Consider the following 20,895-nt stretch of genomic DNA (forward strand, 5'->3'; position numbering starts at 1 on the left):
TCGACCGTACGCCGCCCTCCGCCGGCCCCGCGCGGCGGGGAGGGACCTTCGGCCCCCGCGGCAGGGACCCGACGGGCCTGTCGCGCCCGGCGGGCCGCCTGGTGGACTGCGTACACCGGCGCGGCCGGGGCGAACAGGCTCCCGGGCGCGGCCCGTACGGAGAGAGGGTGCCGCCATGACGACTCCGATCAGCCTGACCACGACGCCGACGGGCCCCAGCACGGTGGCCGTGGCCCTGGCCGGGGAACTGGACCTGTACACCGCCGCGTGCATCGAGCCGACGCTGGCCCGGCTCACGGGGGACGGGGAGCGCGAACTGCTCCTCGACCTCGCGGGCGTCACCTTCTGCGACAGCTCCGGCGCCGCGCTCCTGCTCCGCACGCACCGGCGCTGCACGGCGGCGGGTGTGCGCCTGCGCCTCTGCCGCGTCCAGCGGCTTCCCGCGCGGGTCCTGCGCGCCCTGGGCGTGGACCGCGCGATGTCCTGCTCCTTCGCCTGACGGCACCGGCGGGCAGGTGCCGGCGGGCAGGTGCCGGCGGGACGAACGGGAGGTCGGGCGCGAGCCGTCGGGACCAACGGGAATCCGGCCACCGCGCACGGGACCGTTCGGCCCTGGTGCGCCGCCGGGGGCGCGCAGGACGCTGGCGTGGGGCACCCGGGTGCCCGAGACGAGCACGGAGCTGAAGGTGGGCATCATGAACGACCAGGCCACGCACCCGACGGTGGACGTACGCCACGAGGCGGTCGCGCCCCGGCGCGTGGCCCGGCTGGACCGCGCCGAGGCCCTGCGGCTGCTCGGCACCGTCACCCTCGGGCGCATCGTCTTCACGCAGCACGCCCTGCCGGCCGTCCGCCCGGTCAACCACCTCATGGACGGCGAGGACGTCATCGTGCGGCTGCACGACGGTGCGACGCTCGCCTCCCTGGTGGCGCCCCCGGATGCCCCCGGCATCGTGGTGGCCTACGAGGCGGACGTCATCGACCCCGACACGCACGTCGGCTGGAGCGTGGTGGTCACCGGGTACGCCCACCGGGTCACCGACGACGCCGACCTCGCGCGCTTCGCCGCCCGTCTGCGCCCGTGGGCACACCACCCCGCCATGAACGCCGCGCTGCGCATCCGGCCGGACCTGGTGACGGGCCTGCGGCTCACCCCGTAGCGGACCCGGTGCGGCCGGCGGTGATCGGCGCTCGCCACACGAGTCGGCTGCCGCCGTCGTCGGGGCGCTCGATCGTCAGCGTGCCGCCCACGCCGCGGGCCCGCTCGTCGAGGTTGCCCAGGCCGCTGCGCCGGCCGTCGGCGGGGATCCCCCGGCCGTCGTCCGCCACGGTGAGGACCACCTCGTCGGCGGTGGCCCGCACCGCGATCTCCACGCGGGTGCCGTGCGCGTGGCGGGCGGCGTTGCTCAACAGCTCGGTCAGGGCCGCCACGACGTGATCGGCCACCAGGGGCGACACGTCCGTGTCCAACAGCCCCTCCATGCTCAGCCGGGGCGGGAACCCCAGCGTCGTCGCCGCGTCCCCCACCGCCCGGGCCACCCGCGCGCGCAGACTCGGCCCCGCGTCCTCCTCACGGGCCCGCAGACCGAAGATCGTCGAGCGGATGATCTTGATGGTCTCGTCCAGGTCCCCCACCGCCCGCGAGACCCGCTCCGCCGCACCCTCGTGCTGCACCAGCCGCGCCGCGCTCTGCAGCGTCATCCCCGTCGCGAACAACCGCTGGATGGCCAGGTCGTGCAGATCGCGGGCGATGCGGTCCCGGTCCTCCAACAACGCCAACTGCTCGGCGTCACTGCGCCGTTCGGCCAGTTCCAAGGCGAGCGCCGCCTGCCCCGCGAAGGCGAGCAACGGCTCCCTCTCCCCTTCGCTGAAGACGGGCTCTCCCTGCTGCCGGGCCAGCAGCAACACACCCCGCATGCCCTTGGCGCCCGACCTCAGGGGAACGGCGACCGCCGGCCCCAGGCCGTCGAAGCGGCGCGGCCCCGCCGCGTACCGGTCGTCCGCCGCGAGACCAGTCGTGGCCACGGGCGCGCCGGCCCGGTAGGCGGCACCGGACAAGGTGCCCTCCACCGGGACCACCAGGCCGCGCCGCGTCTCGCCGCCCGCGCCGATGGCCAGCTCGACCACCAGGTCGTCCGTCCCCGTCACGGGCACGGACACGTCCGCGAGCGCCGCCCCCGTGATCTCCTGGGCCCTGCGGGCGATCAGCTCCAGCACCGCCAGGCGCGGGCTGCCGGAGAGCAGACTGTGGGTGATCTCCGCGTTCGCCTCCAGCCACCGCTGCTGGCGCTGCGACGCCTCGTACAGCCGCGCGTTGTCGATCGCCACACCCGCGGCCACCGACAGCGTGGAGATCACCGACTCGTCCTCGGCGTCGAACTCCACACCGCCGTGCTTGTCCGTCAGGTAGAGGTTGCCGAACACCTCGTCCCGCACCCGGATCGGCACGCCCAGGAAGGTCCGCATCGGCGGGTGGTGAGCGGGGAAGCCGTACGACGCGTGGTGGGCGCCGAGGTCCCCCAGACGCAACGGCTCCGGGTTGCGGATCAGCTCGCCCAGGATGCCGTGCCCCGCCGGCAGGGGACCGATCCTGGCGATGTCCGCGTCCGTCAACCCGACCGTGAGGAACTGCGAGAGCCTCCGCCCGTCCGGCCCGATCACCCCCAACGCGCCGTACTGCGCGTCGACCAGCAGCGCGGCGGCCTCCACGATGCGCCGCAGCACCTGCGAGAGGTCCAGCTCCCGGCCCACCGAGACGACGGCCTCCAGCAGGCTGTGCACCCGGTCCCGAGTGCCCCGGGCCGCGTTGATGCGCGCCTGGAGCTCCTCCAGCAACTCGTCGAGCCGCATCTGGGGCATCCGCGACAGCGGCTCCTCCACGCTCACGGTCACCCTCCTGACCTCGGCCTTCCGCTCCACACCGTCAGCCTATCGGCCGCACGCGCGGTGCGACGGTGCCCCGTGCGCGACCCCCCGCGCCCCCGGCAGCCGGGGCGGAGGGCCGTGGCGAGCCCGGGGGTGCGGGGGGGGCGGACGCGGGACGCGAGGGACGCAGGGGACGCAGGGATGCCGGGGATGCCGGGGGTGCGGGGGGTGCGGGGAACGCAGGAGGCGCAGGGCCGTCGGGCCCGCGGCCGGGAGGGCTCAGCCGGCCCACGTCCAGTCGGCGACCTCGGGCATGTCCGTGCCGTGTTCCCGGATCCAGGCGTGGTGGCGGCCGCGCGCGTCGACCATGGCCTGCCGGACCCCGGCGGCGCGTACGCCGAGGCCGGGGACGCGGTCGATGACGTCCATCACGAGCCGGTACCGGTCGAGGTCGTTGCGGACGACCATGTCGAAGGGGGTCGTGGTGGTGCCCACCTCCTTGTACCCGCGCACGTGCAGGTGCGGGTGGCCGGTGCGGCGGTAGGCCAGGCGGTGCACCAGCCAGGGGTAGCCGTGGTAGGCGAAGATCACCGGCTTGTCCGGGGTGAACAGGGCGTCGTACTCGGCGTCGGACATCCCGTGCGGGTGCTCCTCCCGCGGCATGAGCCGGGTCATGTCGACCACGTTCACCACCCGGACCACGAGCCCGGGCAGGTGGCGCCGCAGCAGGGTGACCGCCGCCAGGACCTCCTCGGTGGGTACGTCGCCGGCGCAGGCGAGGACCACGTCGGGCTCGCGCGTGCCGTCCTCGCTGCCCGCCCAGGCCCACACCCCGGCGCCGCGGGCGCAGTGGGCGCGGGCGTCGTCCAGGGAGAGGAGGTCCAGGCAGGGCTGCTTGCCGGCGACGATCACGTTGACGTGGTCGCGGCTGCGCAGCGCGTGGTCGGCGACGGACAGCAGGGTGTTGGCGTCCGGCGGCAGGTAGACGCGGACGACCTCGGGGCTCTTGTTGAGGACGTGGTCGACGAAGCCGGGGTCCTGGTGGGAGAAGCCGTTGTGGTCCTGGCGCCAGACGTGGGAGGTCAGGAGGTAGTTGAGGGAGGCGACCGGGGCGCGCCAGTGCAGGGCGCGGGAGGTCCTGAGCCACTTGATGTGCTGGTTGACCATGGAGTCGACGATGTGGACGAACGCCTCGTAGCAGGAGAACAGCCCGTGGCGGCCGGTGAGCAGGTACCCCTCCAGCCAGCCCTGGCAGGTGTGTTCGGAGAGGATCTCCATGACGCGGCCGTGCCGGTCGAGGTGCTCGTCGGTGTCGAGGACGGACTCCTGCCACGCCTTGCCGCTCGCCCCGTACACCGCCTGGAGGCGGTTGGAGGCGGTCTCGTCGGGTCCGACGAGCCGGAAGTCGCGGCGGTCGGCGGTGGCCGCCATCACGGCCTCCAACAGGTCCCCGAGGACCCGGGTCGGCTCGTGCCGCGTCCGGCCCGGCCGGTCCACCGCCACGGCGAAGCGGTCGAGGGGCGGGACGGGCAGGTCACGGACGAGCAGGCCGCCGTTGGCGTGGCGCGTCGCGCCCAGCCGCCGTTCGCCGTCCGGGACGCAGTCGAGCACCCGCGGCCGGGGCCGGCCGTCCTCGTCGAAGAGTTCCTCGGGGCGGTAGGAGCGCAGCCACGCCTCCAGCTGCTCGCGGTGCGCCGGATCGTCGCGGACGCCGGGCAGGGGCACCTGGTGCGCGCGCCAGGTGCCTTCGACGGGCAGGCCGTCCACCTCGACGGGGCCCGTCCAGCCCTTGGGGGTGCGCAGGACGATCACGGGCCACCGGGGGCGCCCGCCCCCTCCGCCGTCGCGGGCCTCCCGCTGGACCCGCCGGATGCGGTCGACCGCCGTGTCCATCGCGGCCGCCATGGCCCGGTGCACCTGGTGCGGGTCGTCGCCGGCGACGTACAGGGGGTCGTGTCCGTACCCGCGCAGCAACTCGTCGAGCTCCGCCTCCGGGAGCCGGGCGAGCACGGTCGGGTTGGCGATCTTGTAGCCGTTGAGGTGGAGGACGGGCAGGACGGCTCCGTCCCGGACCGGGTCGAGGAACTTGTTGGAGTGCCAGGAGGCGGCGAGCGGCCCGGTCTCCGCCTCGCCGTCGCCGATGACGCACGCGACGAGGAGGTCGGGGTTGTCGAGCGCGGCACCGTACGCGTGGGAGAGCGCGTAGCCGAGTTCGCCGCCCTCGTGGATGGAGCCGGGGGTCTCCGGCGCGACGTGGCTCGGCACCCCGCCGGGGAAGGAGAACTGGCGGAACAGCCGCGCCATGCCGGCCTCGTCCCGGCTCACGTCGGGGTACGTCTCGGTGTAACTGCCTTCGAGCCAGGAGTTGGCGAGCACCGCCGGACCGCCGTGTCCGGGGCCCCAGACGCACAGGGCGTCGAGACCGCGAAGCCGGATCACCCGGTTGAGGTGGGTGTACACGAGGTTGAGACCCGGGGACGTGCCCCAGTGGCCCAGCAGCCGCGGCTTGATGTGCGCCGGTTCCAGCGGCTTCCTCAGCAGCGGGTTGTCCATGAGGTAGATCTGCCCGACCGACAGGTAGTTGGCCGCCCTCCAGTGGGCGTCGACCGCGGCGAGTTCCTCGTCGGTCAGCGGGGCGCCGTCCGGACGCTCGTCCTTGCGCATGCTTCCTCCGTCTCGTGAGGGGGCGGCCGGCGAACCGGCCCTGCGGGGGCGTCCCGTTCCGGGGGCGCGTGTCGTGGCGCCGTCGTAGAGCGCGTCCCCGCACGGCGCGGACGCGCCGGGCCGCGGTCCTCCGCGCGGCCCGGCCCCGGGGGCCCATGGTCGTCCGTGTACCGCGCGCAGGCACCGTGACACGGGCCGCGCGGCGGTGAGAAGGGCCGGATGGGCCATCCGTGGCCCCCCCGGCGGACCGGGGGACCACCGCGGACGGACGACCCGCGGACGGCGGGTCCACCGCGGGGCCCGGCTCACCCGGCCCACCCCGCACGCCCCCGCGCCGGGGACCTTCGGCCCCCGGCGGGGACCCGCTCGGCCCCTGCCCGTGGCCGCGCCGGGTGGCGACGCTGGGAGCGTGACCCGGAAGGGCGTCCCTCCGGGCGGGCCGGGGTCCCCGTGCGGGTCCGGTCGCCCGGACCGCCGTCCCCGACCTGACCGCGCTCCTCGGAGGTGGCTCCGATGCCGACCCGTACACCCGACACGACGTCCGTGGCCTCCTGGGTCACCGACGCCACCCTGGCGCCGTCCATGCACAACGTCCAGCCCTGGCAGTTCCGGTACGGCGAGCGCGACGGGACGCTGTCGCTGCGCAGTGACCCCGCACGGACGCTGCCCCACACCGACCCGACGACGCGCGGGCTGCACGTCGGCTGCGGCGCGGCGCTGTTCAACCTGCGGGTCGCGGCGGCGCACGCCGGCTGGGAGGCGCGGGTCCGGCTGGTACCGGAGACCACCGACCCGGAGGTCCTGGCCCGGGTGACCTTCGTCCGGTCCGGTGGCGACGCCGGCCTCGCCGAGCTGTACCCGGCGATCGAGCGGCGCCACACGAGCAGGGAGCCGTTCCGCGACGAGGCCGTCCCCGCGGCCGTACTCGACGCGTTGCGCGCGGCCGCCCGGGCCGAGGGGGCGACCCTGGACGTGCCGGGTGACTGGCAGGTCCGGGCGGTTCTCGACCTGGTGGGGGACGCCGAGCGCGCGGAGGCCCTCTCCCCCGGCGTGCGGGAGGAGATCGCCCACTGGACCGGCTCCGCGGACGGCCGGGGAACGGAGGGGGTCCCGCTCGACGCCCTGGGCCCCCGGCGCCACGACGGACGGGCGCCCGTCCGTGACTTCGCCGCCGGCCGCCGGGTCGAGGGCCGCGGGTCCGCGGTCTTCGAGCGGTCGCCCTGCCTGGCGGTCCTCGCCACCCGGGAGGACGGGAGGGAGGACTGGCTGCGTGCCGGTCAGGCGCTGGAGCGGGTCCTGCTGCGGGCGACGCGGGAGGGGCTCTCCACGTCCCTCAACTCGCAGGCCGTCGAGTGGCCGGAGCTGCGCTGGGTCCTGCGCGATCCGGTGTCGGGGACGGGCTTCCCGCAGATGCTGATCCGCCTCGGCTACGGGCCGCAGGCCCCGGCGAGCCCGCGACGGCCCCTGTCGGACGTCCTGGACGTCGACTGAGAGCCGGACCGTGCGCGCCGGCGGGCCCCTGCCGACCGCCCGGCCGGCACGGACCCTCGACGGGTACGGCCCTGACCGGTACGGAACGACCAAGGTGGGGACCTCCCGACCACCGGTACGGACCCGGCTCCGTCACCGGGAGGCGGCGGTCCGCGGACCGCGGGTCACCGGCGGCCGGCGGGTCCCGGCGGTACCAGGACGTCGTCGCCGGTGCGCCCGGCGAGGTAGTCGTCGATGTTGCGGGCGGTGGTGTCGACGATCTGCCCGACGGCGTCCCGGGTGAAGTACGCCTGGTGGGAGGTGATCAGCACGTTCCGGAAGGTCATCAGGCGGGCGAGGACGTCGTCCGTCATCACCTCCAGCGACTTGTCGAGGAAGAAGACCCCCGCCTCCTCCTCGTAGACGTCCAGCCCGACGCCGTCGAGGCGGCCGTCGCGCAGGGTCTCCACCAGGGCGCGGGCGTCGATGAGGCCGCCGCGGCCCGTGTTGACCAGGATGGCGTCCCGCTTCATGAGCGCGAGGGCGGCGGCGTCCACCAGGTGGTGGGTCTGCGGGACGAGCGGTACGTGCAGGCTGACCAGGTCGGACTCCGCGAAGAGGCGGTCCCGCTCCACGTACTCCATGCCCAGCTCCCGGCACACGGGGTTCTCCGTCACGTCCCAGCCGAGCAGCCGCATGCCGAAGCCGTGGGCGATCCGTGCGAACGCCGTGCCGATCTTGCCGGTGCCGAGGACGCCGACGGTCCGGCCGTGGAGGTCCCGGCCCATCAGACCGGTCAGGCGGAAGTCGAACTCCCGGGTCCGCCCGGTCGCCCGGACCAGCCGGCGGTCGACCGCGAGGGCCAGCGCCCAGGCGAACTCGGCCACCGAGTACGGCGAGTAGGACGACACCCGGGCCACGCCGACGCCGATCCTGCGGGCCGCGTCGACGTCGATGTTGTTGTATCCGGTGGAGCGCTGGACGACCATCCGCGTGCCCCCCTCGTGGAGGACGCCGAGGACCTTCGCGTCCAGGACGTCGTTCACGCTGCTGCACACGACCTCGTACCCGGCGGCCGTCGACGCGGTGTCCCCGTCGAGGAAGAAGTCGAGGCACCGCACCCGGTGCCGGTCGGCGAGCGCCGCCTCCAGCAGTGGACGCTCGTCGGGGACCACCCCGTACGCGACGACCTCGACCATGCCCCTGCTCCTCTCCCGCGCGCGCCCGGACCCAGCTCCGCCGACGGCCCTGCCCGTGCCGGTGGGCGCCGCGCGGGGCCACCGGCGGCCGGGACCCGGCGGGCGGGCCACAGCCGGGACGACCGCCCACTGTCCTTCCTACGGCACGCGGGGCACCGGCCGCCACCGGTCGCGCGGAGTGCCCGCTCCCTTCCGTGCCGGTCCCCGGGCGGTCGCCCCGGCCGGATGCGGGCCCCGGGCGCACGGCAGCGGCACGGGGCGCGCGGCAAGACTGCCGGGGTTCGGCAGTGTCCTGCCCCCCACCCGGGTGGGACGATCGCCGGACGGCACACGGAGTCGGGGGGGGAGGCGGACACCGCCTGGATCGTCCGGGGGGTACGGCACGCCTCCCCGGCGCATGCGGCGGCGTGCCGCGTGTTCGGCCGGTCGTCCCGGCCTTCCCCGATCGTCCCGGCCTTCTCATGAGCCGGCCACGACGGCGACGCCGAAGCCCGGAGGCGCTGAGCCCCGCGCGTGCAGGAGCGGCAGGAGCAGGGCCCCGTGGGACGTTCGCCGGACGAACCGCGGCCGGTGCGCGCGGGCCCGGCAGCCGTCCGGCGGCCGCGCGCGTGCGTACTCGGCGCCGAAACAGGTACACGTCCCGCTGGGCGTGCCGCTCGACCACCCGCCCGCCGGACCGACCGGACCGGTGGACGGACCGGACTCGCGGACGGCGGGTCCTGGGGCGGCGGCGCCGCGCCCGACGGCCGTGATCGGCACGGACGGACACGACGAGCGAGTGGAGAGGGAGGCGGACGACCCATGCGCGCCTTGACCGTACGGCCCGGCCGGAAGGACTCGTTGGAGGTGCGGCAGGTCCCCGACCCCTCCCCCGCGGACGGGGAGGTCCTCGTCCGCGGCCTGGCGATGGGCGTCTGCGGCACGGACCACGAGATCGCGGACGGCCAGTACGGATGGGCGCCGCCGGGGCGCGATCGGCTCGTCCTCGGACACGAGTCACTGGGCCGCGTGGAGCGGGCCGCCCCCGGCAGCGGCCTCGCGGCCGGCGACCTGGTCGCCGGGGTGGTGCGCCGACCGGATCCGGTACCGTGCGGCGCCTGCGCGCACGGCGAGTTCGACATGTGCCGCAACGGCCGCTACACGGAGCGCGGCATCAAGGAGATCGACGGCTACGGCTCCGAGCTGTGGTGCGTGGAGAGCGACTACGCGGTACGGCTCGAACCGCACCTGGAGCCCGTCGGCGTGCTCATGGAACCCACCTCCGTCGTGGCCAAGGCGTGGGAGCAGGTGGAGCGCGTCGGTCGGCGCTCCTGGTTCGAGCCGCGGCGGGCCCTGGTCACCGGCGCCGGCCCGATCGGCCTGCTGGCCGCCCTGCTCGGTACGCAGCGCGGACTGGAGGTGCACGTCCTGGACCGCGTGACCGACGGGCCGAAGCCCGCGCTCGTGCGGGACCTGGGTGCCGTGTACCACACCGAGGACGCCACGCGGGTGATCGAGAAGGTCTGCCCGGACGTCATCATCGAAGCCACCGGAGCCGGCGGCCTGGTCCTCGCCGCGCTGACCGGGACCGCCTCGTACGGGGTGGTGTGCCTGACCGGCGTGTCGCCCGCCGGCCGCCGCATCACCGTGGACGCCGGCTCGATCAACAGGGACATCGTGCTGGAGAACGACGCCGTGGTCGGGTCCGTCAACGCGAACCTGCGGCACTACCGGCAGGCCGCCGACGAGCTGGCCAAAGCCGATCCGACCTGGCTGGAACGCCTGATCACCAGGCGGGTGCCGCTCGAAAGCGCCCCCGACGCGTTCCGGCGGCAGCCGGACGACGTCAAGGTCGTGATCGATCTGTAGGGGACGGCCCCGGATCCTCCGACGGGGAGGACCGCTCGAGCGGGGCGCCGGCCGGCGCGGGTTCTTCGGCTTCCGGATCGAACCGGCCCGCGTCCCGGTCACGGCGGCACCGGCGTACCCCGTCCTCGTCGCCGCGGTACGCGCCCCGGGCAAGCGGACGCGGCACTGAGTACGGGAACTCATGTGCCCCGTGACGCCTGCTGACAGGATCCGCGACATGACGAGCGCTGGAAGGGCACTGACGGTCCTGCACCTCTTCCTGGTGTGGGGGACGATGGCGGTCGTGGTGCCGATGCTCGGCCTGGGCGTGCTGGGGGCGGCCTGGGGCGGTGGGCCCGGTGCGGCGGTACCGGTCCTCGCGCTGGGCGTGCCGGCGGCGGTCGGCCTGCTGGCCGCGGCGGGCGCACCGGCGCGGACCGTGGTGCCGCTGTGCGGCTCCGTGCCCCGGCGGCTCGGGTGGGCGGTACTGGTCTTCGTCCTCGGCACCCTCGGCGTCCTGGCGGGACTGGCCGCCTACGACGAGGGCGTCGACCTGGGGAGCGCCGGTACCCGGTTCGCGCTGACGGGGGTGCCGTACGCCGTGGCCGCGGCGCTCTTCGTGCCGGACCGGTGGCTGCGGCTGGGCGCGGTGGCGGCGTTGGCGGTCGCAGTGGCCTACGGAGGCTTCGTCGGTCCGGCGCAGTCGGAGCGGCACCGGCACGAGGCCGACGTCGCGCGGTTGCGGGAGAACCCGGAGCTGATGCACCTGGGCACCGCACCGCCCGGCATGCAGGTCTCCCGCGTCGAGGCCGGCTCCGCGTACTTCGCCGTCGAGTACCGCGCCGTCCGGCAGGACGTGTTCGCGTACGTGTCCCTGGCGGTGCGCCCGGCGCACACGCCGGTGCTCCGCTGCCCCGAGCTCCCGGCGCCGGGCGTGACCTGCGCGGTGGACGCGCACGGCGGGATGCGCACGGTCCGTGACCTCCCGGGCGGCACTCGCGAGGTCGCCCTCGCGCGCCGCCACCGGAACGCGGAGGCCGAGGTCACCAGTCAGACCCTCGACGAAGCCGGGCTGCGCCGTTTCCTGGACTCCCTGCACCCACTATCGGACGGGGAGCTGGAGGAGCTGCTGCGGGAGAAGAAGATCGACCACCGGTTCTGAGTCGTCGTACGCCCCGGGTTCCCCCTCTCCTCCCCGTCCTCTTCGCCGTGGCGGTCTTCGCCGGGGCCCTTTGCCGTCCCTCCGGTCGGCCCTCCGGTCGTCCGTCGTCACGACCCGGCCTCCTGTGGATTCGTGATGCTGCGTTAGCCTGAGGTGATGGTGTGGGACGAGGGTGCTCCGCTGGTCGTGGTGATGGGTGTGTCGGGCTCCGGCAAGACGACGGTCGGGCAGTCCCTGGCGCGGTCCTTGGAGGTGCCGTTCGCGGAAGCGGACGACTTCCACCCGCCGGAGAACGTGGCCAAGATGCGGGCCGGGGTCGCCCTGGACGACGCCGACCGGGGGCCGTGGCTCGACACCATCGCGCAGTGGCTGCACGATCAGCGCGAACACGGCGGGGTCATCACCTGCTCGGCGCTCAAGCGGCGCTACCGCGACCGTCTCGTGTCGGCGGCGCCGTCGGTGTTCTTCGTCCACCTGCACGGCTCGGCGGAGCTCATCGCCGAACGCATGGCGGCGCGCCGGGGCCACTTCATGCCGGTGTCGCTGCTCCGTTCGCAGTTGGACACCCTGGAACCGCTGGCCGCCGGCGAGCGGGGGGCGCGTGTCCCCATCAGCGGTACCGCCGAAGAGACCTCGCGCAAGGCCCTCGCCGCCGTACGCGGGGCGTAGCCGGCGTCGGGCGCCGGGGCGGCCCGCGCGGCCCTCCGCCGAGGGGCGTGGTCACCAACGAGGCGGTGTGCGGCGGCGCTCCGGGCCCGGCCTTGGCCTCGCCGACGACGAGCGAGCAGCAGCGGGCCGAGGCCGCTCGTCACCGGGGTGAGCCGGTCCGGCGGCTCCTGGCCAGATGCTCAGGCGTCGCCCCCTGCGCGAAGCCGCCCGTCACGTCCTCCGCCCCCTCGGCGCTCCACGACGCTGCCCCCTTGCCCGTCCCACCGGCACCGAGGACCGCACCCGCCACCCCCACGACCCCGCGACACCGTGGCGCCACGCCACGGTGTCGCCGGTCGGAGCCGTACCCCCGGCGCCGGTGCCGGTGGTGCGCTCGGGGAGGTCCGCCGGTCGGAGCACGACCCTCCGTTTGCGCCGGGCCGGGCGGTGATACCCGTCATGGGCCGGCCGGCGATCCGCCGCATCGGCCGCGGCGGCGACCACGGGACCCGTACGCGGCACCCGGGAGGAGACCCATGACGCAGCTGATCACCTTCGGTCACAGCACGGCCGCCCGACCGGTGCTGACGGAGCTGCTGCGTCGGGCCGGCGTCACGGCCGTGGTGGACGTCAGGACGGCCCCGGGCAGCCGCCGGGACCCGGACGTGTCGCGGCAGCGGCTCGCCGAGTGGCTGCCCGAGGAGGGCATCGCGTACCGGTGGGAGCCGGACCTGGGGGGATTCCGCAGGGCGTCGCCGGACTCGCCCGACACGGTCTGGCGCAACGCCTCCTTCCGCGGCTACGCCGGGCACACCCGCACGCCGGAGTTCGTCGCCGCCGTGGACCGGGTGCTGCGGCAGGCGGAGCGGGACCGCACGGCGGTGATGTGCAGCGAGGCGGTGTGGTGGCGGTGCCACCGGCGCCTCATCGCCGACTTCGCCGTCCTGGCACGCGGCGCCCCCGTCGGCCACCTCATGCACGACGGCCGGCTGAGCCCGCACTCCCCCACGCCCGGGGTGCGCCTGCGCACGGACGGCCTCCTCGTCTACGACGCCGAGGACGGCCCGCGCGACGACCACGGCGGTGCGTGACGGGAGCGGACCGTCACGGTCGCGGTGATCGCACGCCCGCGGTCCCGGTGGCCGGGGACCGTCAGTCCCGCGCGGGAGCGGGGACGACGGCCACGGGGCACTCGGCCGTGTGCAGCACCTCGGCGCTGACCGAGCCGAGCAGGAGGCGGCGCAAGCCCGTGAGGCCGCGCGAGCCGACGACGAGCAGCGTCGCGTCGCGCGCCCACTCGACCAGGACGTCCGCGGGCCTGCCCGGCACCATGTGGGCGTCCGCGTCCACCCGCGGGTACCGGCTCCCGAGCCGGGAGACCTCCCGGTGGAGGACGTGGCTCGCCGCGTCGTGCCCGGCACCGGTCTCCGGCAGCGGTTCGACCGGACCGGGCGGCAGCAGGCCGAAGACCGGCGGCACCACGCCGACCGGAGCGGGCGGCGGGAAGCGCGCGTCCTCCGCGTACACGAGGTCCACATGGGCCCTGCGGCGGTCGGCCGCCGCGTAGCCGAGGTCCAGCGCCTCGTCGCAGACGTCGTCGACGTCCACCCCGATCACCACGCGGCCGTGTGGCTGGTGGGCGGTCCGTCCCGGCCGGATGACGACCACGGGGCAATGCGCGTGCGTGGCGACCTGCCAGCTGACCGACCCCAGGGGCAGGCGCGGGAAGCCGCCGCTGCCCCGGTGGCCCAGCACGATGAGTGCGGCTTGCGCGGAGAGGTCGACGAGCATGCCGGCCGGGTGCCCGATGGGCAGCGCGCAGGTGACCGTGACGTCGGGGTACTGCAGGCGGACGAGTTCCTCGACGCCCTCCACGACCGCGGCGCCGCGCGCCGTGGACTCCGGCGAGCGGACGCGGTCGTCGGCCGGGGCCAGGAGCGGCAGGGCGTGGACGATCCGCAGTTCCGCGTGGCGCAGGGCGGCCTCGTGGGCCGCGAACCGTACGACCGCGTGCGGGAGGGGGCCGTCCGCCACCCCCACCATGATCGGCTTGGTGTGCTCTCGTGGTGTGCTCATGCGGCCGCCCTTCCTCCGGGAGCCGTGCGCCGGCCGCCGCCGCCCCGGCGCGGGGAGGTGGTTCAGTCGGCGTCCGGGGCGTCCGGGGCCGGCGTCACGGCGACGGGGCACTCGGCCGTGTGCAGGACCTCCGCGCTGACGGACCCGAGGATCAGCCTGCGCAGGCCGGTGCGGCCGTGGGATCCGACGACGAGCAGGGACGCGTCACGTGAGGCCTCGGCGAGCAGCGTGGCCGGGCGCGTGTGCTCGATGCGCAGGTCGGCCCGCACGGCGGGGTGGCGGTCGCGCCGTCGGTCGATCTCCTTCGTGAGGAAGTCCCGCGCCCCCTGGTCCAGGGTCGCGAAGTCCGGGGGCACCATGCCGATCGGGCCGGTGGGGACCATTCCGGGGCTGAAGGCGCCGTGGACCAGCTCCAGGCGGGCTCCGCGCAGGTCGGCCTCGACGTACGCGAGGTCCAGGGCCTCCAGGGAGGCGTCCCCCGTGTCCACGCCGACCACGACGCGCCCCTCCCGGGGCTCCGCGGTCACGCCGGGACGCACCACGATCACCGGGCACTGCGCGTGGGTGGCGACCTGCCAGCTGACCGAGCCCAGCGGGAGCCGCGGGAAGCCGCCGCTGCCGCGATGGCCGACCACGATCATCTCCGCGTCGTGGGACCGCTCGACCAGTACGGCCGCCGCGTGCCCGAAGGGCAGCTCACCCCCGACGGCCACCTCGGGGAACTCGGACCGCGCGAGGTCCTCGTACGGGCGCAGGAGACGTGCTCCCTCGCTCGCCGCCGTGCCCCCGTCGTGCTCGGCGGGCTCGCCGCGCATGCCGGTCAACGGCAACGGGATCGCGTGGGCGACCTGGAGGGGGCAGCCCCGGAGCGCCGCTTCCCGCGCGGCGAAGAGGACGAGGTCCTCCTGGCCCGCCCCCTCGTCCACACCGACGATGATCGGCTTGCTCCGGCTCGGTACGGCGCTGCTCATGACCACACTCCCGGCAGGTCGCTCCAGTGGACGGTGCGGGTACGGGCCCGCACGGGTACCCCGGTGGCGCGGGTCGAGACATGGCGCCGGGGGGGTCGGCGGACGGTGGCGGCGGCCGCGGTCCACCGGCCCCGGGCGGACGGCCCCGTGCCGAGCGGCGGCGCCGGGCGGGCCCGGGCGCGGGGGGCCGGCGACCGGACGGCCGGTGGTAAGGACGCATCGCACGAGGCGGCCGGTCACGGACGCGACGGGCGCCGGACGCACCGCCTCCGCCGCGCCGGCCGTACGAGGGCTTCGTCGTCCTGTCCCGCCGCTGGGAAGTCGAGCGCACGACCGGCTGATGCATGAACGCCCGCCGCGACGCCCGCGACTACGAACGTCTTCCCCAGCACTCCGAAGCACACCTGAAGTGCGCACTGACCACCATGATGACCGGGCGCGCCTGACCCGCAGAAGCCCCGCACCGGCTGGACGAGAGAGCGCACCGGAAGCGGGGGCCGTGCCGTCGACCCGACCCACCTCCGTCAGAGCCGGACGGCCGGTCTGCTGTGTCAGTCCAAGGTCTGCGTCAGTTCGCTCCGGCTCGGGGTGTGAACGATGCGGCCGTACCCCCCGTTGACGATCGGCATGTAGGGCGGCACATGGCCGCACTCGATGTCGGCGATGATCGGCACGTCGAGAGAACCAAGTGCGTCGAGGACGGCCTCGTGCTGAGTGAGGGAACGGCTGTCGGGTGCGGTGGTCCGGCCGACGAGAACCGCGTTCGCCCGATCGAAGAACCCAGCGAGCCTCATGCCATGGAGGTTCCGGCAGATGGTGAAGGCATCGTCGTCGGCTGCCTCCACATACACGAGGAGCCCACCCGGTGACTCCTTGCGAGCGAAGGCCGAGACGTCGAGGTAGGCCGTCCCCGCGAGATTGCACAGAGTTTCGATGCAGCCGCCGATCAGCCTTCCCTCGGCCTCCACGTCACCGCTCCCGTCGAGGCGGGTCCAGGCGCCCACGGAGTCGAGCGTGTAGTCGCGTATGTCGGGGAAGGCGGCGATGTCGTCGAAGCCGGTGGCCCGATGGCGACCGGGCGGGGTCTGGGTGAACTGGTGCCCGAGGGGCGCCGCGACGATGTCGAGCCACGATCGCAGTCCTTCGGGCACTCGGTAGGGCGTGTCCATGAGGTTGTTGCCATGGACTGTCGCCGTCCCGGTGAGCAGAGTCATCGGCGTGATCAGGGTCGACATGTCGGAGAATCCGACGAGCCAGGTGGGCTCTGCCTCCCGCAGCCTGTCCCAGTCGAGCAGCGGTAGCAGGTCGATCGCGGTCTCTCCGCCCCACGGCGGCACGATGGCCTTGATGGTGGAGTCGGTCAGCATCGACATCAGTTCACTCGCGCGGTCAGCTGCCGAAGCACTGACGTGCCCGGAACCGTCCATGCACCGGCCGATGACGACTTCGTATCCGCGGCCTCGGACGTCACGAACGGCGACGTTGAGGCGCTCACGCATTTCCTTCGCGACCCCGCTCGACGGAGAGGTGACACCGACACGGTCACCGGGACGAAGGGGGGACGGATAGCGAACAGCCATGCGCTGGATCTTGGCACGGCGCCATACCCGGAGGACACCGATTTCCCTGTGCTCCAAACGGCCCGCATGCCGGGTCATCAGGTCAGGAACACCTGGTCAGAGGCGACCGGCGGCGTCGCGGTCGGGTCAGGGGCGAAGACCTGGGCCTGGCCACAATGCGCGGGACGCGCGGAGTGCGGTCGGGGCCTCGGCGAGCGCGACATCGGCGGCGGCGAGGGCGTGGTTGCGGATGACGATCGGGGCGGAGACGCCGCTGGAGTCGCCGTACGCAAGGCCGCGGAGGTCCAGGACGAGGCGCCGGCCCGGCTGGAGGGTGAGCGTGGTGACGCGTGCCCGCGGTTCGCCGGCGGTGGCGTGGTCGAGATCGCCGACGACCTTCAGGACGGGGCCGGTCGGGGCGTTCGGGTGGCGATCTTCAGGGTGCTCGTCCGGCGGTCCTCGTCCCGGGGGCGGCGTGGCCCGGCACGCCGAGGGCGAGCAGGGCGGTGTCGTCGTCGAGGCCGTCACCGAAACCGTCCAGGAGGCCGGTCAGTGCCTCGATGACGGCGCGCGGCGGCTCGCCGGCATGGCCCGCGACGAAGGCGCGCAGGGCCTCCTCCCCGTACAGGGAGGCGCGATCCTCACCGGTACGGGCCTCGGTGAGGCCGTCGGTGTAGAGCAGCAGGGTGTCACCGGGGGCGAGGGTGGTGGTGGCGGTGGTGAAGGGGGCGTCGGGGAGGATGCCGACGAGGAGGCCCCCGGGGGTGGGCAGGAAGTCGGCCGTGCCGTCGGCGCGCAGGACGAGGGCCGAGGGGTGGCCGCCCGAGGCGAGACGGACGTGGACCCGCCCGGTGGCGGGGTCGGGTTCGAGGACGCCGAAGACGGCCGTGCAGTAGCGCGGGTCGGTCCCGGTGTACCGCTCGAGGAGCACCTGGTTGAGGGTGGACAGGGCGGAGACGGGGTCGGGGTCGTGCAGGGCGGCGGCGCGCAGGGTGTAGCGGGCCAGAGAGGTGACCGAAGCGGCTTCGGGTCCCTTGCCGCACACGTCACCGAGGAAGAACGCGGAGCGCGTGCCGTCGGCGGGGAAGAGGTCGTAGAAGTCGCCCCCGAGCTGGTCCGGGGAGGCCGTGCGGTAGTGGGCCGCCGTCTCCACGCCGGGCACCCGCGCCAGGGTGGCGGGCAGCAGCGACTGCTGGAGCACGGCGAGGACGTCCTGCAGCCGGGCCCGGTCGGCCTCCGCCTGCTTGCGTGCTCCGTCGGCCGCTTGCCGGGCGCGCAGGAGTTCCTCTTCGTAGGCGCGGCGGTCCCGGGCGTCGAAGACGGTGGTGCGGATCAGCAGCGGGTCGCCGGTACCGCCGTGCTTGACGACGGAGGAGACCAGGACCGGCATCCGGCCGCCGCCGGCCTGCTTGACCTCCAGGGCGATGCCGTTGATCTCGCCCCGCATCCGCAGCAGCGGCGCGTAGTGCGTCTCGTGGTACAGCCTGCCGCCCACGGTCAGCAGGTCGGTGAAGCGCATCCGGCCCACCACCGCCTCCCGCTCCAGGCCGAGCCAGCCCAGCAGCCGGCTGTTGATCTTCGCGATGGTGCCGTCCATCAAGGTGGACAGGTACCCGCACGGAGCGCCGTCGTACAGTTCCTCGGCGCTGTCCTCCAGCAGCGCGGCGAACGTCGCGTTCGCCGTCCTGCGGCCCTGCGGGTCGGGCTGCTGCCCGGCGTCGCACGTCATGGCAGGCGCGCCGGGAAGTCGGTGATCGCGCCGGCGCGCTCCGCAGCCACGCCGGAGGCCCGCACGTCGCTCACCGCGCCGGCGGAGTGCCCCGCGCACACCGCGTCGCGCGGGTCGAGCGCCTCGCACCCCACGACCCGGGTGCACCCGTCCGAGGAGGCGTGAGCCTCCGCAGGGAGACCGGAAGGGTCAGAGCGGCCGGAGCCCACGTGGTCGCACCCCACGCGGTGGTCCTCCGCCGGGGCGGGCACCGTCAGGCACCGAAAGGTCGGATCACCACCCCACCCGTGGGCCGGCACCACCACCGGCCCCCGCGGGGCACCGGTGACCGTGACGCGGTTCCGACGAACGATGTCCATACCTCTACTCTCTCAGCCCCCCACCCACCACTCCGGCACGGAACCCGAAGGCCCGCGCCCCCGCCCCGCGCGCCGCACCGGCCGGGGGGTGGAGACGAGGTGCGGGTGACGCGGGGCCGCTGGGCACGGCTTCGACGTATCGGTGACGACGGCGCCACCGCCCTCGTTCCCCGCACCGCGCCGGGCGTCCTGACGGCTTGTCGTGTTCCGAAGGCGGGTGACGCCGGGCGTCAGGCGTCCTCGTCGGGAGGGTGGGCCTCGGCCGTGTCGGGGCGGTGGTCGGGGAGGGCCGAGCGTGCGGTGGCCTCCCGGTGCAGCCGCAGGAACTCCAGGTGCCGTTCGTACTGGTCGAGGACGTTGCCGATGAGCTGCTCCTTGCTGTAGCCCATCACGTCGTAGCCCTGGCTGCCGTCGGCGAGGTGCACTTCGAACCGCACGTACATGTCGTGTTCGGTGACCACACGGTGGGCGAACGCCGGGGTGGGCACCTCGACCGGCCACACCCGGTAGACGAAGACCTCGTTCCCGCCCATCGGAACCCGTAGCTCCACGTGCGGGAGGCCGCTCGCCTCGTCGGTCCCCTCGACGATCGACGCCTCCGTCCCCTGTCGGCCCAGCTCCGCGGCGACGTCCGCGAAGGCCGGGTGGCACACCTCGTCGACGAACCTGACCGCCGCCCGGTGGGTGGGGAAGCTCATCGCCCTGGCCAGGCGCCGCCGCCAGTTCCCTTCCGCGCCCCGGCCGCCGTGCACCATGCGGCCGGACAGTGAGGACGGGAGGGTGCTGGTCAGCGCGTCCTCCCGCATGCGCTCGACGCGCAGCGCCTTGTACAGGCCCCAGATGATCAGGAACATCACGAACGAGAACGGCAGGCCCATGATGATCGTCGCGTCGGTCAGCGCCGTCACGCCCCCGACGAGGAGCATCGCCAGGGTGAGCAGGCCGGTCGCCCCCGCCCAGAAGATGCGCAGCACGGCAGGCGCGTCGGTGAGCGGGGTGCGCAGGTGTGAGCTGAGGTTGCTCATGACCAGCGCGCCGGAGTCCGCGGAGGTGACGTACAGCAGCAGTCCGACGAAGGTGGCCAGTCCGGCGCTGAACGTGGCACCGGGGAACTGCGCGAGCAGTTCGTAGAAGCCCTGTTCGGGGGTGTTGGCGGCGGTCTCGCCGAATGCGGCGTTGCCGGCCCGCACCAGGCCGAGCGCGCTGTTGCCGAAGACCGACAGGAAGGTGAGCGTGAACAGGAACGGGATGACCAGCGTCGCCGCGACGAACTGCCGGATGGTGCGGCCGCGCGAGATCCTCGCCAGGAACAGCCCGACGAACGGCGCCCAGGCGATCCACCAGGCCCAGAAGAACAGCGTCCAGGCGTTGAGCCAGTCGGTCGGCTGGTCGTAGGCGAAGGTGTTCAGCGTCATCGACGGGAAGCGGCTGACGTAGTCGCCGATGTTGAGGATGAGGCTGTTGAGGATCCGCAGCGGGCTGTCGACGAACATCATGTACAGCATCAGCAGGACGGCGAGGACGACGTTGAGCTCGGACATGCGCCTGATGCCCCGGTCCACGCCCGCCACGGCGGACACCGTGGCCATGACCACGGCGACGGCGATCAGACCGATCTGCGCGGCCGTCCCCTGGGGGATGTCGAAGAGGAACGTCAGCCCGTAGTTCAGCTGCACGACGCCGATGCCCAGCGACACGGAGATGCCGAAGACCGTCCCGATGATGGCCGCCAGGTCCACCGCGTCACCGATCCGGCCGTGGATGCGCTTGCCGATGATCGGGTACAGCGCGGACCGGATCGCCAGCGGAAGCCGGTAGCGGAACGCGAAGTACCCGAGCGCCATGCCCATCAGCGCGTACATCGCCCACCCGGTGACGCCGTAGTGGAACAGGGTCCACACCACCGCCTGGCGGGCCGCCTCGACGGTCTCCGGGTCGCCCTCGGGCGGGGCGAGGTAGTGGCTGACCGGCCCGGCGACGGAGAAGAACATCAGGTCGATGCCGATGCCCGCCGCGAACAGCATGGTCGCCCACGCGAACAACCCGTAGTCCGGGGTGGAGTGCTGCGGGCCCAGCTTGATCGCCCCGTACCGGGACGACGCGACGAACACGACGAACACCAGGTACAGGGTGGCGGCGAGGAAGTAGTACCAGCCGAACACCGAGGAGATCCAGTCCACCACGACGCCGATGGTGCTCTCGGCGCCCGACGGCGTGATGATCGCCCAGATGGAGATGGCGAGGATGAGCGCGGACGACCCGAAGAAGACGACGGGCTTGAGCCTGCTGTCCCGTCCCGGGCCGGTGACCGCCGCTGCCGGGTCCTGCGGCTCCGGTGCGCCGCCGCTTCCTCCCTCGATCGACAC

General features: G+C 74.3%; 16 protein-coding genes. 7 read left to right on the forward strand and 9 right to left on the reverse strand.

Translation table 11 applies throughout. The annotated features are described in order from the left end of the window. Positions 1 to 175 precede the first annotated feature (175 nt). Together ACF053_RS23210 and ACF053_RS23215 are read left to right on the forward strand one after the other, a co-directional pair. A complete protein-coding gene (locus ACF053_RS23210) occupies positions 176 to 499 on the forward strand; it encodes an STAS domain-containing protein (protein WP_391955687.1) in 324 nt (107 codons plus the stop codon). 196 nt (positions 500 to 695) lie between these two features. Beyond that, entirely contained in the window at positions 696 to 1,160 is a 465-nt protein-coding gene (locus ACF053_RS23215; protein ID WP_391955754.1) for a pyridoxamine 5'-phosphate oxidase family protein, read from the forward strand. On the opposite strand, the gene ACF053_RS23220 is transcribed toward ACF053_RS23215, so the two are convergent. Together ACF053_RS23220 and ACF053_RS23225 are read right to left on the reverse strand one after the other, a co-directional pair. Then, a complete protein-coding gene (locus tag ACF053_RS23220; protein WP_391955755.1) occupies positions 1,150 to 2,859 on the reverse strand; it encodes a sensor histidine kinase in 1,710 nt (569 codons plus the stop codon). The two genes, ACF053_RS23215 and ACF053_RS23220, sit on opposite strands and share 11 nt — an antisense overlap. A 285-nt stretch (positions 2,860 to 3,144) precedes the next feature. After that, positions 3,145 to 5,529: a phosphoketolase family protein gene (locus ACF053_RS23225; protein WP_391955688.1), complete on the reverse strand. Its 2,385-nt coding sequence runs from the start codon at positions 5,527 to 5,529 to the stop codon at positions 3,145 to 3,147. A 513-nt stretch (positions 5,530 to 6,042) separates the two neighbouring features. On the opposite strand from ACF053_RS23225, the gene ACF053_RS23230 reads away from it, so the two are divergent. Then, positions 6,043 to 7,020 (forward strand): Acg family FMN-binding oxidoreductase, encoded by a 978-nt coding sequence (locus ACF053_RS23230; RefSeq protein ID WP_391955689.1) that lies wholly within the window; start codon positions 6,043 to 6,045, stop codon positions 7,018 to 7,020. A gap of 164 nt (positions 7,021 to 7,184) precedes the next feature. Here the strand turns inward: ACF053_RS23230 and ACF053_RS23235 are convergent, their stop codons facing one another. Then, the gene (locus tag ACF053_RS23235; RefSeq protein WP_391955690.1) at positions 7,185 to 8,198 is read right to left on the reverse strand and encodes a 2-hydroxyacid dehydrogenase; all 1,014 of its coding nucleotides are present in this window, start codon (positions 8,196 to 8,198) and stop codon (positions 7,185 to 7,187) included. Positions 8,199 to 8,999: 801 nt separating this feature from the next. On the opposite strand from ACF053_RS23235, the gene ACF053_RS23240 reads away from it, so the two are divergent. The 4 genes from ACF053_RS23240 (at position 9,000) to ACF053_RS23255 (ending at position 12,926) form a co-directional block, all read left to right on the forward strand. After that, positions 9,000 to 10,046, forward strand: coding sequence for a glucose 1-dehydrogenase (locus tag ACF053_RS23240; protein ID WP_391955691.1), 1,047 nt, complete (start codon positions 9,000 to 9,002; stop codon positions 10,044 to 10,046). A 217-nt stretch (positions 10,047 to 10,263) separates the two neighbouring features. Continuing rightward, the gene (locus ACF053_RS23245; RefSeq protein WP_391955692.1) at positions 10,264 to 11,187 is read left to right on the forward strand and encodes a hypothetical protein; all 924 of its coding nucleotides are present in this window, start codon (positions 10,264 to 10,266) and stop codon (positions 11,185 to 11,187) included. Between the two features lie 156 nt (positions 11,188 to 11,343). Further along, positions 11,344 to 11,856 (forward strand): gluconokinase, encoded by a 513-nt coding sequence (locus ACF053_RS23250; RefSeq protein ID WP_391955693.1) that lies wholly within the window; start codon positions 11,344 to 11,346, stop codon positions 11,854 to 11,856. Between the two features lie 515 nt (positions 11,857 to 12,371). Next, complete coding sequence (locus tag ACF053_RS23255) at positions 12,372 to 12,926, forward strand: DUF488 domain-containing protein (RefSeq protein WP_391955694.1); 555 nt, start codon at positions 12,372 to 12,374, stop codon at positions 12,924 to 12,926. A 61-nt stretch (positions 12,927 to 12,987) separates the two neighbouring features. Here ACF053_RS23255 and ACF053_RS23260 read toward each other — a convergent pair whose 3' ends face one another. The 6 genes from ACF053_RS23260 to betT form a co-directional block, all read right to left on the reverse strand. Beyond that, a complete protein-coding gene (locus ACF053_RS23260) occupies positions 12,988 to 13,911 on the reverse strand; it encodes a universal stress protein (RefSeq protein WP_391955695.1) in 924 nt (307 codons plus the stop codon). Between the two features lie 62 nt (positions 13,912 to 13,973). Then, positions 13,974 to 14,882: a universal stress protein gene (locus ACF053_RS23265; RefSeq protein ID WP_391955696.1), complete on the reverse strand. Its 909-nt coding sequence runs from the start codon at positions 14,880 to 14,882 to the stop codon at positions 13,974 to 13,976. Between the two features lie 551 nt (positions 14,883 to 15,433). Beyond that, positions 15,434 to 16,462, reverse strand: coding sequence for a S66 family peptidase (locus tag ACF053_RS23270; RefSeq protein ID WP_391955697.1), 1,029 nt, complete (start codon positions 16,460 to 16,462; stop codon positions 15,434 to 15,436). Between the two features lie 126 nt (positions 16,463 to 16,588). Then, on the reverse strand, positions 16,589 to 16,969 hold the full coding sequence (locus tag ACF053_RS23275; RefSeq protein WP_391955698.1) for an STAS domain-containing protein: 381 nt from the start codon (positions 16,967 to 16,969) through the stop codon (positions 16,589 to 16,591). Further along, the gene (locus ACF053_RS23280) at positions 16,878 to 18,170 is read right to left on the reverse strand and encodes a PP2C family protein-serine/threonine phosphatase (RefSeq protein WP_391955699.1); all 1,293 of its coding nucleotides are present in this window, start codon (positions 18,168 to 18,170) and stop codon (positions 16,878 to 16,880) included. The genes ACF053_RS23275 and ACF053_RS23280 overlap by 92 nt, the downstream gene beginning before the upstream one ends. Before the next feature lie 589 nt (positions 18,171 to 18,759). After that, positions 18,760 to 20,895, reverse strand: coding sequence for a choline BCCT transporter BetT (gene betT, locus ACF053_RS23285; protein ID WP_391955700.1), 2,136 nt, complete (start codon positions 20,893 to 20,895; stop codon positions 18,760 to 18,762).

This window comes from Streptomyces kanasensis, from assembly GCF_043077165.1.
Taxonomy (GTDB): domain Bacteria; phylum Actinomycetota; class Actinomycetes; order Streptomycetales; family Streptomycetaceae; genus Streptomyces; species Streptomyces changanensis.

Coding starts and splice junctions, on each gene's coding strand:
- ACF053_RS23210 (WP_391955687.1), top strand. CDS start 176: ATGACGACTCCGATCAGCCTGACCACGACGCCGACGGGCCCCAGCACG.
- ACF053_RS23215 (WP_391955754.1), top strand. CDS start 696: ATGAACGACCAGGCCACGCACCCGACGGTGGACGTACGCCACGAGGCG.
- ACF053_RS23220 (WP_391955755.1), bottom strand. CDS start 2,859: ATGCCCCAGATGCGGCTCGACGAGTTGCTGGAGGAGCTCCAGGCGCGC.
- ACF053_RS23225 (WP_391955688.1), bottom strand. CDS start 5,529: ATGCGCAAGGACGAGCGTCCGGACGGCGCCCCGCTGACCGACGAGGAA.
- ACF053_RS23230 (WP_391955689.1), top strand. CDS start 6,043: ATGCCGACCCGTACACCCGACACGACGTCCGTGGCCTCCTGGGTCACC.
- ACF053_RS23235 (WP_391955690.1), bottom strand. CDS start 8,198: ATGGTCGAGGTCGTCGCGTACGGGGTGGTCCCCGACGAGCGTCCACTG.
- ACF053_RS23240 (WP_391955691.1), top strand. CDS start 9,000: ATGCGCGCCTTGACCGTACGGCCCGGCCGGAAGGACTCGTTGGAGGTG.
- ACF053_RS23245 (WP_391955692.1), top strand. CDS start 10,264: ATGACGAGCGCTGGAAGGGCACTGACGGTCCTGCACCTCTTCCTGGTG.
- ACF053_RS23250 (WP_391955693.1), top strand. CDS start 11,344: ATGGTGTGGGACGAGGGTGCTCCGCTGGTCGTGGTGATGGGTGTGTCG.
- ACF053_RS23255 (WP_391955694.1), top strand. CDS start 12,372: ATGACGCAGCTGATCACCTTCGGTCACAGCACGGCCGCCCGACCGGTG.
- ACF053_RS23260 (WP_391955695.1), bottom strand. CDS start 13,911: ATGAGCACACCACGAGAGCACACCAAGCCGATCATGGTGGGGGTGGCG.
- ACF053_RS23265 (WP_391955696.1), bottom strand. CDS start 14,882: ATGAGCAGCGCCGTACCGAGCCGGAGCAAGCCGATCATCGTCGGTGTG.
- ACF053_RS23270 (WP_391955697.1), bottom strand. CDS start 16,462: ATGGCTGTTCGCTATCCGTCCCCCCTTCGTCCCGGTGACCGTGTCGGT.
- ACF053_RS23280 (WP_391955699.1), bottom strand. CDS start 18,170: ATGACGTGCGACGCCGGGCAGCAGCCCGACCCGCAGGGCCGCAGGACG.